Source organism: Spirochaetota bacterium (assembly GCA_038043445.1).
Classification (GTDB): Bacteria; Spirochaetota; Brachyspiria; order Brachyspirales; family JACRPF01; genus JBBTBY01.
Window position 1 is genome coordinate 1 of record JBBTBY010000023.1, and the last position, 10,656, is coordinate 10,656.

Annotated in this window: 12 protein-coding genes and 1 tRNA gene; 6 read left to right on the forward strand and 7 right to left on the reverse strand. The window is 56.2% G+C overall.

The genetic code is table 11. The annotated features are described in order from the left end of the window. Together AABZ39_03485 and AABZ39_03490 are read left to right on the forward strand one after the other, a co-directional pair. Positions 1-1,480, forward strand: a 1,480-nt coding sequence (locus AABZ39_03485) for a hypothetical protein (GenBank protein MEK6793811.1), incomplete at its 5' end; no start/stop codon positions are given. After that, complete coding sequence (locus AABZ39_03490; GenBank protein ID MEK6793812.1) at positions 1,473-2,339, forward strand: UbiA-like polyprenyltransferase; 867 nt, start codon at positions 1,473-1,475, stop codon at positions 2,337-2,339. The genes AABZ39_03485 and AABZ39_03490, both read left to right, overlap by 8 nt. On the opposite strand, the gene AABZ39_03495 is transcribed toward AABZ39_03490, so the two are convergent. From AABZ39_03495 to AABZ39_03505, 3 genes are read right to left on the reverse strand one after another with little or no spacing between them, the layout of a single operon-like run. Next, positions 2,321-2,698: a response regulator gene (locus tag AABZ39_03495; GenBank protein ID MEK6793813.1), complete on the reverse strand. Its 378-nt coding sequence runs from the start codon at positions 2,696-2,698 to the stop codon at positions 2,321-2,323. The genes AABZ39_03490 and AABZ39_03495 overlap by 19 nt on opposite strands. Positions 2,699-2,701: 3 nt before the next feature. Further along, a complete protein-coding gene (locus AABZ39_03500; GenBank protein MEK6793814.1) occupies positions 2,702-6,343 on the reverse strand; it encodes a PAS domain S-box protein in 3,642 nt (1,213 codons plus the stop codon). Further along, positions 6,336-6,926: an MASE1 domain-containing protein gene (locus AABZ39_03505; protein ID MEK6793815.1), complete on the reverse strand. Its 591-nt coding sequence runs from the start codon at positions 6,924-6,926 to the stop codon at positions 6,336-6,338. The genes AABZ39_03500 and AABZ39_03505 overlap by 8 nt, the downstream gene beginning before the upstream one ends. Before the next feature lie 184 nt (positions 6,927-7,110). Between AABZ39_03505 and AABZ39_03510 the strand changes: the two genes are divergently transcribed. The 4 genes from AABZ39_03510 to AABZ39_03525 all read left to right on the forward strand — a co-directional run bounded on the left by AABZ39_03510 (position 7,111) and on the right by AABZ39_03525 (position 8,766). Beyond that, a tRNA-Val gene (locus AABZ39_03510) sits at positions 7,111-7,183 on the forward strand. 86 nt (positions 7,184-7,269) lie between these two features. Further along, positions 7,270-7,761: a hypothetical protein gene (locus AABZ39_03515; GenBank protein MEK6793816.1), complete on the forward strand. Its 492-nt coding sequence runs from the start codon at positions 7,270-7,272 to the stop codon at positions 7,759-7,761. Next, entirely contained in the window at positions 7,742-8,317 is a 576-nt protein-coding gene (locus AABZ39_03520; protein MEK6793817.1) for an RNA polymerase sigma factor, read from the forward strand. The genes AABZ39_03515 and AABZ39_03520 overlap by 20 nt, the downstream gene beginning before the upstream one ends. Further along, positions 8,314-8,766, forward strand: a complete 453-nt coding sequence (locus AABZ39_03525; GenBank protein MEK6793818.1) for a hypothetical protein — start codon at positions 8,314-8,316, stop codon at positions 8,764-8,766. The genes AABZ39_03520 and AABZ39_03525 overlap by 4 nt, the downstream gene beginning before the upstream one ends. Before the next feature lie 15 nt (positions 8,767-8,781). Here the strand turns inward: AABZ39_03525 and ruvA are convergent, their stop codons facing one another. Genes ruvA through AABZ39_03545 form a run of 4 tightly spaced genes read right to left on the reverse strand, consistent with a single transcriptional unit; the run spans position 8,782 to position 10,591 of the window. After that, positions 8,782-9,357, reverse strand: a complete 576-nt coding sequence (gene ruvA, locus AABZ39_03530) for a Holliday junction branch migration protein RuvA (protein ID MEK6793819.1) — start codon at positions 9,355-9,357, stop codon at positions 8,782-8,784. Beyond that, positions 9,354-9,839, reverse strand: coding sequence for a crossover junction endodeoxyribonuclease RuvC (gene ruvC, locus AABZ39_03535; protein MEK6793820.1), 486 nt, complete (start codon positions 9,837-9,839; stop codon positions 9,354-9,356). Before ruvC ends, ruvA begins: the two co-directional genes overlap by 4 nt. Further along, positions 9,839-10,375 carry a rubrerythrin gene (gene rbr / locus AABZ39_03540; GenBank protein MEK6793821.1) on the reverse strand — a complete coding sequence of 179 codons (537 nt, stop codon included), beginning with the start codon at positions 10,373-10,375 and terminating at the stop codon, positions 9,839-9,841. The genes ruvC and rbr overlap by 1 nt, the downstream gene beginning before the upstream one ends. 57 nt (positions 10,376-10,432) lie before the next feature. Beyond that, complete coding sequence (locus tag AABZ39_03545) at positions 10,433-10,591, reverse strand: rubredoxin (protein ID MEK6793822.1); 159 nt, start codon at positions 10,589-10,591, stop codon at positions 10,433-10,435. Positions 10,592-10,656: the final 65 nt, after the last annotated feature.

Here is a 10,656-nt window from a genome sequence, read left to right on the forward strand (position 1 = left end):
CAAGCGGTTGAAGCAGAGCCCGCGCAAGAGCGGTTTTTTTGAGTTCCTTTTTCGCGATTATCCGCGCCTCTCGGAATTCCAGGAGCGCACCGGTGTCATCGAATGTTCGTTCCTGCCGCCGTCCGTACGTTCCGGAAGACGCATCGAGAAGCTGTTCGTCGACGCAGTGTTCCTTCCCGCACGTGATCTCATCCACCCGCTTGCCGTCATCGAAGCGAACGGCTGGACATCGCTTACCAAGACCGAGTATAACCTTATCATCGAATTCAAACGCCTCATCGAGCGTATCATATCGCTTTCGGCCGAGGCCAACCGCAACGGCGAATCGGGTTTTTTTCCGAAACTGCGCCGTCTTGAGATGCACTTCCTTATCTGTCATGGGCGCGCTGAATGGCCGGATATGATAATCGCCGGGATGGAATCGTCGCTCAGGGCGGCACGGTCCGATGTGAACATCCCCCTCGCATCCGAGGCTGCGCGAAGTGTGCTCATGCCGCGTCTTACCGGCGCTTCGCTCTACGCCATGATACTCGCGCTTACGGTCGTCGACAAACGGCGCATGATCGATATGGACGATGTCGTCGACCGCATAGGAACGGGCATCATCAGCAATTATAATTTCGAATGCCCGCCGGCCGTCGAGATCGCCATTGCGACGCGCGTGGAATCGCTCGTGGCCGAGCTCACCGCACTTGCCGCGGAACGACGCGCGATCATGGCGGTAAAGGCGTTCGTCCGAAGGAGCGGCGACAGCTTCGATTTCACCATCCTCCGCGATATCATCGCCACGAGCGGGCGCGTTGAACCGATGGCGGTGTACGAAGGGAACATGATACTCTTCGCCGCCGCCTTCGCCCGTGCGTTCACATCCCAGTTCGAGGCGCTCCTCACCGGGACCGTCCCCCTTGCCGACGGCGCGGTACGCGTGTTCGCAGAGGACTGCTTTCGACACATCTTCACCGATCTTCTGCACCACACGGAAAAACTCGAGCGGCTTGCACGTGTCGATCAGCATATCGTCATTTCCCGCGAACGCATCGCCGGGATGATCTCGATATCGGTCGGCTCATCGGTATCACGCACGACCGGCGAGATAGAGGTGCTGCAGGCGGTAACGCGGCTGTCATCGATGATAGCGACGCTCGGTGAGGACATCGCCGCGGCGGCGCGCGGCATGCATTCCGGCATTGATGCCAAGCCGCTTGAACTCATCGATATGAAACGGGGCTCATGCATGATACCCCGGGCCGATGACCGCATCAGGGACAGCGGCCTTACCAGCGGCGAGACCGTGTCCGGCGGTCTCATCATCGCCGCTACGGCATGTCATACCGCTGCCGTTTTCATGCACGATCAGAAAATATGCGCTTTGCTCGCGCGCGAAGAGAAGACGAACGAGGATATCCGCCGCCGCAAGACCGAGCTCGAACGCCTTGCCGTTGCACCGGTCTATGAGAGCCTCAAGGATATCGATGCATAGAAAATTCATCACCGTCCTTCGCATGATAAAATTCTCGCATTCCCTGTTCGCGCTCCCGTTCGCCATGGGCGTATATCTCGTCTATGTCGATGTGAAACATGTCGAGATGCTGTTCCTTCTGCTCATCGCCATGGTCAGCGCCCGAAGCGGTGCGATGGCCTTCAATCGTCTCGTCGACCGGCGTATCGATGCGAAGAATCCCCGCACCAGGGGCCGAGAGCTCCCGCGCAAAGCGCTTTCGGTGCCGTTCGTGGCGATGTTCACCGCCGGCGCAGCGGCCGTCTTCCTCGTATCAGCCGCATTCCTGAATTCGCTCGCGTTCATGCTCTCTCCTATCGCGCTTGTGTTCCTGTTCGGCTATTCCTATACCAAGCGATTCACGTTCCTATCGCATATCGTTCTCGGCATAGCGCTCGCGCTCGCACCGGCAGGGGTCATGGTCGGCATTACCGGCAGCATCGATCTGCGCATCATACCGCTCGTATGCGCCGTTACGTGCTGGGTGGCAGGGTTCGATATCATCTATTCCCTTGCCGACACCGCGTTCGACAGGAAGCATCGTCTTCATTCCCTGCCGGCCGATCTCGGCATGATCCCGGCGAAGGTCATTTCCGTGTCCCTGCACGCGTCATTCATCGTACTGCTTGTGCTGTACGGCATCGTCATGCATTTCGGCATTGCATACTGGGCGGCGGTCACCGTGTGCACGCTGGTCCTCGGATACGGCTATATCCGCATGGTGCGGAGTGCGTTCCGCGATGACGGGTTTTTCTTCTTCAATGTGAACGTGGCCGTGAGCGTATCGTTCTTTGCCGGCATGCTCGTGGAGCGCTTCTCATCTCAGCTCTTCCGTTTGTAACTCGGTGTCTTCTGTATCGCCGCTATGATAGCTTCCACCGCGAGCGGCTTGTGCAGCACCGCCGTCGCACCGAGTTCCTTCGCCTTCGATTCCATTTCCTGATCGACATAGCCGCTCGCCATGATAATGTCGAGATGGACGTTCATCGCTTTCAGTTTTTCCAGTACCTGCATCCCGTCCATATCCGGCATGCGGAGGTCCAGGATGAGTATATCCGGGGGGGATTTTTCGATGGCCTTTAAGGCTTCCGACGCGCATCGAAGACCGACGGCCGTATATCCTGTAAGTTCCAGGAATTCGACTATCTCATCGCGTACATCATCATTGTCATCAAGCACCAGTATCGAGAGTGTGTTCATAGCCTACCCCTGTACTGCCGGAAGACGTATGATGAATTCCGCGAAAGACCCTTCCTCGCTTTTCGCTTCGATCGTACCGTTCATATCGCGGATGATACCGTAACTGACCGAGAGGCCGAGCCCCGTGCCTTTGCCGACGGGCTTTGTAGTGAAGAACGGCTCGAACAGCCGCCGCATACCGGCCGATGATATCCCCATCCCATTATCCCGGACCGATATGACGACGGAAGCCCCTTCGCCGAAGGTCCGGATGGCGATCTCCTTACGCAGATGCGTATTTTTGACCGATCGTTCTGACAGGGAATCCCTTGCGTTCGTGAGAAGATTGAGAAGCACCTGTTCAAGCCGGTATCGATTGCCGCGGAAGCAAAGGCCGTCATGTTCATGACGCACGGTGAATGTGATGAGATCGTTCTCATACTGGACACGGACAAGACTGAGCGCCCCGTCTATTGCCGATTCGATCCTATGGACGCCGATATCCGCCGATTTCTGGTCGCGTGAGAATGTCCGTACATGCTCCATGAGCGCGGTAATGCGTTTGACGTTCTCGGAGAGCCGGGAGAGCTTCTCCCGCACCTTGTCGGCATTCATATGCTCGGGCGACGCAAGGAGCATGGCGTTCGAGAGGCCGAGCGATATGGCGGTCAAAGGCTGATTGATCTCATGCGCAAGCCCCGCGGTCAATTCCCCGAGCGACATGAGCTTTTCCGACTGCATGAGCCGTTCTTCCTGCCGCTTGCGTTCCGCCTCCTCGTTCTTCTGCACGGTAATATCACGTACGAGGGCGGCCAGCCGTCCGGGGCCGTATGGTGTTATACGCGCTTCGAACGTCCGCGTTTCGCCGGCGGGCATTGCAAGCTCATATTCGAGCATGCCCATGATGCCGGTCTTATCCACCCGGTCCGCGGTGTCCATCAGCGGGCCGGCAACGTTGGGGGGGAGCACATCACGTATACGTTTTCCGATAAAATCAACCGGCCGCGCATAGAGTTCGTCCTGCCGCTCCGCATTATAGTCAATGAATGTGCCCTGACTGTCGAAGACGAACATGAGGTCGGGCACCGCCTTGAGGAATGAGCGGTTACGCTCTTCACTTTCCCGAAGCGCTGCCTCGGCCGTAAGCCGCGATGATATATCGATGCCGAAACCGAACATCATCGGCCCATTATTCGTTTCGATCCGGGTCGCGGACAGCAGGTAGGGTATCTCACGGCCGTCCCTGTGCAGCAGTGTTCCCTCAAAGAAAGCGGTCCCGCCGTCCCGCATGACGGACTCGATACCGCGGATAGCCGCTGATCGAGCTTCATCCGTTCTATGCCATGTTCCGACATGCTTCCCATTCAATTCTGCCGCGCTGTATCCAAGCTCTTTTTCATGGTTCCGATTCCAGCGCCGCAGATAGAGGCCGGAGTCGTACAGATAGAATATTCCCGGCATACCGTCGATCAATGCATCCGAAAAACGCTGTGCCTCGGCACGCGCATTCTCGGAACGTTTCCTCTCGGTGATATCCTCGATGATAGGCAGAAAATACGTATCATCGTTCCCCTTCCCGCGGACCATGGAAATACTTACCTGCCCCCAGACAATAACACCGTCCTTACGAAGGTATCTCTTTTGCAGCTTCGCTATGTCGCGTTCCCCGCGGGCTATCTCCTTGACCTCCTGCAGGCCGATATGTCTGTCCTCGGGAAAGGTAATCTCCGAGAACGTCCGCCCGATAAGCTCCTGTTCGGAATAGCCGAGATATCTGCAGAACGCGTTGTTGCATCGGATGAATTTATTCTCAAGCGAGACCATTGCAGTGCCTACCGGGGAGTCATCGAATGTCTGGCGAAAACGGGCTTCATTCGCCTTGAGCATTTCTTCCGCCTGTGTCCGGGCGGTAATATCCCTTGCTGCGGCATGGATAAGATTGCCGACGGGGAATGACCGCCATTCGAGATAGCAGTACGTACCATCCCTGCGTCGGAAACGATTGATGAAATTAATCACCTTCTTCTGACCGCTCAGTGCGGACATCGCGGCCATGGTCGCAGTCATATCGTCGGGGTGAACAAGGTCGAGGAATTTACTCCCTTCCAGCTCTTTCAGGTCATAGCCCAGCGTATTTACCCACTCGGGGTTCAAACGATGGAAATATCCGTTCGTATCAGCGATACAGAGCAGATCAAGATTGTTATTAAAGAAATTATCGAGTTCCTCGGTCTTTTTGCGTATCGCCTCTTCGGTTTTTTTCCGTTCAGAGATATCCGAAAATATGGTCGCAAAACCGTTCCTTCCCCATGGCGCAACTGATATGGAAAAATGTTTGTCCATGGGCGGGAAATATGTTTCAAAACGGTACGGAATGCCGGTTAGACCGACGCTCGTGAACTCCATGAGATACGGCGGCTCCGGCGTCCTGTACGCCTCGCAGCTGAGTTTCCCGACAACGTCCTCCCGTTTCACACCAATGATCTTCTCATACCGTGGGTTGATATCGACGATACGGTATTCGATGGGCTTGCCCGCGTCATCCAGCACCACGTCATGGAGCGCAACCCCTTCGTTCATGTTCGAAAAGAGCGAGTGCATTCGCTCCTCGTTCACCGCAAGCTTCTCGCGCATAGCGTATTCATCGGTCACATCGCGGAACACAAGTACGACACCGACGACGTTCCCGGACGCATCACGTATCGGGGCTCCGCTGTCGGCTATCTGATACTCCTTCCCGTCATGGGAGAGGAGCGCCGTATGATTGGCAAGTCCGACTATCTCACCGGTCGCAAGCACGCGGCTTACCGGATCGTCCGCCGGCTCGCGCGTGACCGCATTGATGATGCGGAACACCTCGGTCAGCGTTCTGCCCACGGCTTCCCCGGACCGCATGCCGGTAAGCGACGCGGCGACAGGGTTCATGCGTGTCACGCGTCCATCCTTGTCCGTAGCGATGACGGCATCCCCGATGGAATTGAGCGTAATGCGCAGGTCCTCTTCGCTTTTTTCAAGCCGCTCACGAACGGCATATTCATCGGTCACATCGCGGAACACAAGTACAACGCCGACGATATTCCCGTCCGCATCACGTATCGGGGCTCCGCTGTCCGCTATCTGATATTCCTTCCCGTTATGTGACAGGAGCGCCGTATGGTTGGCTAGTCCGACGATATCGCCGGTCGAAAGTACCTTCGATACGGGATCTTCAACGGGCGCGCGTGTCATCGCATTGATGATGCGGAATGCTTCGGGGAGCATCCTGCCGACCACTTTCTCCGCGGACATGCCGGTAAGCCGTTCGGCAACAGGGTTCATGCGTGTAATTCGTCCGTCCCGATCGGTCGCAATGACCGCGTCCCCGATGGAATTGAGCGTCGCTTTGAGGTCATCCGCAAGCGCCTCCTTCGAATTCCGCTGTTCGGCATGACGTTTGAGAATGGCGCCGACTATTATTCCGCCGAGAATGATGATAGAGCACATGATGACGCGATGCAGGATCTCGGGTGCATCGTTAAGCGGCAACACGGACGCGGCAAATGTATCGTTCGTGTGACCGTAGAGGAATTCAAATATTGCATGCGTCATCCAAAGGAAGGACGCAAGAAGCAGGCAGGAAAGAAGTACGGTCACTTCCAAATTATTGTTGTTTTTTTTCTCAGCCATGCCGCCCCTTTATCCAGGCGAAAACCGGCACGGCAAAGAGCATCGTGCCAAGCGAGTGTGCCGTCGCCCATTTCAGCCAGCTGACGAGGACAGCCTCCGGCGGTACAAGACCGAGCATACGCTTGAACCCGATACCGCCGCTCGCGGTCAATACCGGGACAATCGCCGTAAGTATGATGAAGACCACGAGGACGTCGGCGAACCCCCGTATCGTGAGCGACGAGGTCACCCTGAGCCGCATCAGTGCCGCCCCCGCTATCGGGCCGGCAGTGTTCATGATCGCGATGCAGCAGGCATAGAAGAGCGGCGCCCCGAGCGAAACATGGTTCGCGAGAATGGTGCCTATTGCGAGCGCAGGTGCGATACGCCACGACCGATAGAATGCGGCGACGGCAGCGACCGCAGCAGCAGGCCATATCGGCATCGGCAGTATGCCTGCATTCTTGAATATCAGGAAATTCAGATGTGATACTCCCCAGTAGAGGAGCGCAAGAACCGTATTTTCAATGATAAAAACGATGACCCGCATGCTCGGACGGGTGTCCTGCATCGCTCGCCGGAAAAAATTTTCTGGGACCGGCATACAACCCTCGGTTTCAGCAGCATTGCGCGCGCAACGGCTCGGACCAATATCCTGATCCGTGACATTCGTCCGATGTACATAGGCCTCTGCGCGTCAGCATAACCGCGCTCGAAGGAATTGTCAAGGAGAGGCAGTGAAAAACCTTGACTTTTCCCCCCGCTGCGGATATAAAGATGGTTCTTCCGGGCGATTAGCTCAGCTGGGAGAGCGCTTGCCTTACAAGCAAGATGTCGGCAGTTCAAGTCTGTCATCGCCCAATGGTACCGATGACCCCTGTTATTGGGGAACTATTCCGCCGATGATATCGACAAATATGCATATCTTCCCTTCAAGGAGCACCGCCATGAAACGTCTATCCGTCTTTTTAGCATGTATCAGTATCGGGGCCATGGTCTTCGCCCAGGACGTAAAACCCACGCCGGTAACCAGTCGTGAAGGCGGCAATTGGCTGGAATACGGCCAGCAGCTGAAAAAGGTCCTTGCGCTCACCGATGAACAGGAAAAGAAGATAACCACCATCATGGCCGATAAGCAGTCGAAGATGGAGCGTAAGGGCATCGATCTCGAGCGCATCTCCCTCGATCTCCGCGAAGAACTCCTTAAGGACAATGCGGATATCAATCGCGTGAAAGGCATCATCGAAAAAAAAGCGAATATCATGGGCGATATTGAATTCCTCAAGATCAAGGGCGATCTCGATATTAAAGCCGTCCTTTCCAAGGAGCAGTTCGAGAAATGGCGCATGCTCGTTCAGTCACGCGCACAGATGATGAAAGCGAAGGGCATGTACGATCGCCAGAAGGAGATGCGGCCGGATGATAGCGGTCGCCGTTAGCACTTCCGCGGCACGCGTGCCGACGGGAGATGAGGAGCTCATCTCCCGGCTTCGCAGAGGCGATGAGGACGCATACCGCGACGTCGTTGCCCGCTACCGCATGCCGCTTATGAGCCTCGCGTTCAAGATAGTCGGTGACCGCACGGTCGCGGAAGAGGTGGTGCAGGACACGTTCGCCGCGTTCCACCGCTCGATGCGTGCGTTCAACGGGGCGTCGAAGATATTCACCTATCTCTATCGTATCGCAACGAACAAGAGCGTGGATGCGGTGCGAAAAGCGGTCCGTTCACGCACACTCATTTCGCGCATGAGCGTGCGCGAGACGAAGCACGAAAGTCACGAGGATGCCGTCGCGGTCAAGGTCGTTGTCGAGGAGGCGCTCAAGCGTCTGCCGGGCAAGCTGAGGGCCCCGCTCCTCCTTGTTGAATATGAACGTCTTTCGTATGCGGATATCGCTGCGATACTGGGTGTACCGGTCAATACGGTGCGCACACGGATATTCCGCGCGAGGGAACGGCTTTTCGCCGAATTCGCCGCCATGGGGGTGCGCATATGAACACATGCAGAAAATGGGAACGCATGATGAGCCGTAAACTTGACGGCGATCTGTCGGACGCCGAAGAAGGGATGCTGAATGAGCATCGTATTTCCTGCGGTCGCTGCCGGCAGAAATTCGCATCATACGAACGTTTGCGCGAACGCCTGCGCGCACATACGCTGGATTCCGGGGCGCATGAGCTTTACAGCGCTCTCGCCGGGGCCGTCGGTGCTTTTCATGGCATCCGTTTCCGCATCGCGGCGGCCGCTGCCGCGTTCCTGATCATCGCCGGTGTATCCGTCATGCCTTTTCTCATGCGGACATCGGTAACGGTCACATCGGTTTCCGGTGTTGATACCGTGGATTATCATCTGACGCGATTCCTCGCTGCCGGCGCATCGGATGCCTCGGACAGCAGGATAGTATACGAGCCGCTTGAATCGTTCGTCGCGTTCACCAGCCGCTGAGACAGCGCATGTATCTTACCGCGAGGCGAGACGTGAAAGCGCTTCTTTGATGACCGTTTCCGACGTCATGTGCTCTTTCTTCACGGCGCGTACGGCGGTCACCGCTTCCTCCACCGAGAACCCGAGGACGCTGAGCGCCCTGACCGCATCGGCGGACGATGCATCCTGAGGAGCGGATGATGATGAGCGGATATCGAGTTTTTGTATCTTATCTTTAAGCTCGAACACTGCCTTCTCTGCCTTTTTCATCCCCATGCCGGGAACTGCCGTAAGGCGCACGGCATCCTGGGAGAAGAGTATCTCCATAAGCTCGCCGGCATTGAAGGTAGAGATGATCTCCATAGCTAATTTGGGGCCTATGCCCTGCGCTGACATGAGAACGATGAAAAGCTCCTTCTGCTCGCGTGCCGGGAAACCGTAGAGGGTCATGCCGTCCTCGCGATGGATGAGATGTGTGTACAGCGTGACTTCCGTGCTCTCGGGCGCGGAGTATTTCCTGCCGACGTGGACCTCATACCCTACCCCGCCGGTCATGAGCAATACGGTGCTCTGATCGAGCCGCGTCATCATCCCGCGTATAAGACCTATCATCGTTTCATCCTTTCATTCATGTACTGTCGATGCGCATGGGTAACGGCTACCGCAGCGGCATCGGCGATATCATCCTGCCCCGGGGCGAAGTCAGGCATCATTATCGTGAGCATTTTCATGACCGCCGCCTTGCCGGCACGCCCGCTGCCGGTCACCGAGGATTTCACCTCGCTCGGTGTGTACTCGAACACCGGTATCTTCGCCTGAGCGAGCGCGAGCAGTATGACACCGCGAGCCTGTGCCACATCGATGGCCGTCTTCACGTTCACGCTGAAGAACAATCGCTCCACCGCGGCGCTGGCCGGTTTTATTCCCTCTGCTGCCGCAACGCAACGGTCATACAGCAGCGCAAGGCGTTCTGCGAATGAGTGCCGCGGATCGGTCTCTATCAGCCCCGAGCGGTGCATGGTATATCGGCTGCCGTCGAATGAAACGGCGGCATATCCGGTCCTTCCGTATCCCGGATCGATGCCGAGTACCATCAATACTCTACTTTGACCTCAAAATACGCCTTCGGGTGCAGGCATGCGGGGCATTTTTCGAGGGCGTGCTCTCCCTCATGGATAAAGCCGCAATTCCTGCAGCGCCACAATGTCTTCGTTTTTTTCGTGAACACCGAACCGTTTTTCAGATTGTCAAGTAACGCCTGATAGCGCTCTTCGTGCGCTTTCTCGGCGAGAGCCACCTTTTCGAACAGCACGCCGATATCGGTGAAGCCTTCTTCGCGGGCGGTCTTTGCGAATGATGGATACATATCCGTGTGCTCGTAATGCTCGCCGTCAATGGCATGCTGCAGGTTCTCAGCCGTCGATTCGGATATCCCCGACAGCATCTTGAAATGACGCTTAGCATGTTCCTTCTCGTTATCGGCGGAATCGAGAAAGATCGCCGCTATCTGCTCAAATCCCTCTTTCTTTGCCACCGATGCGAAATAGGTATATTTGTTCCTCGCCATCGATTCCCCGGCAAATGCCGCTTCCAGGTTCTTTTCGGTCTTCGTGCCTTTCAAGTCCTTCATCCCATACTCCTTTGTGATTTTATATTCCTTCGCCGTGCATGTTTCACCCGTGGGTGCCTATGCTTTTGAGAATTGGTCCTTGGGTGCGCCGCATTCCGGGCATGTCCAGCCGTCGGGAAGCTTCTCGAACGGCGTCCCCGCCGGTATCTTATTCTTCGGATCACCTTTTGCCGGGTCATAGACGTAGCCGCAGACATCGCATACATACTTATCCATGGATGCTCCTTATTTCCGCATGATTATAATAAAAAAGCATTGGAAGTCCAATAATCCCTATGTCC

Coding starts and splice junctions, on each gene's coding strand:
- AABZ39_03525 (MEK6793818.1), top strand. CDS start 8,314: ATGAACACATGCAGAAAATGGGAACGCATGATGAGCCGTAAACTTGAC.
- AABZ39_03495 (MEK6793813.1), bottom strand. CDS start 2,698: ATGAACACACTCTCGATACTGGTGCTTGATGACAATGATGATGTACGC.
- rbr (MEK6793821.1), bottom strand. CDS start 10,375: ATGAAGGACTTGAAAGGCACGAAGACCGAAAAGAACCTGGAAGCGGCA.
- AABZ39_03500 (MEK6793814.1), bottom strand. CDS start 6,343: ATGGCTGAGAAAAAAAACAACAATAATTTGGAAGTGACCGTACTTCTT.
- AABZ39_03545 (MEK6793822.1), bottom strand. CDS start 10,591: ATGGATAAGTATGTATGCGATGTCTGCGGCTACGTCTATGACCCGGCA.
- ruvA (MEK6793819.1), bottom strand. CDS start 9,357: ATGATAGGTCTTATACGCGGGATGATGACGCGGCTCGATCAGAGCACC.
- ruvC (MEK6793820.1), bottom strand. CDS start 9,839: ATGGTACTCGGCATCGATCCGGGATACGGAAGGACCGGATATGCCGCC.
- AABZ39_03490 (MEK6793812.1), top strand. CDS start 1,473: ATGCATAGAAAATTCATCACCGTCCTTCGCATGATAAAATTCTCGCAT.
- AABZ39_03520 (MEK6793817.1), top strand. CDS start 7,742: ATGATAGCGGTCGCCGTTAGCACTTCCGCGGCACGCGTGCCGACGGGA.
- AABZ39_03515 (MEK6793816.1), top strand. CDS start 7,270: ATGAAACGTCTATCCGTCTTTTTAGCATGTATCAGTATCGGGGCCATG.
- AABZ39_03505 (MEK6793815.1), bottom strand. CDS start 6,926: ATGCCGGTCCCAGAAAATTTTTTCCGGCGAGCGATGCAGGACACCCGT.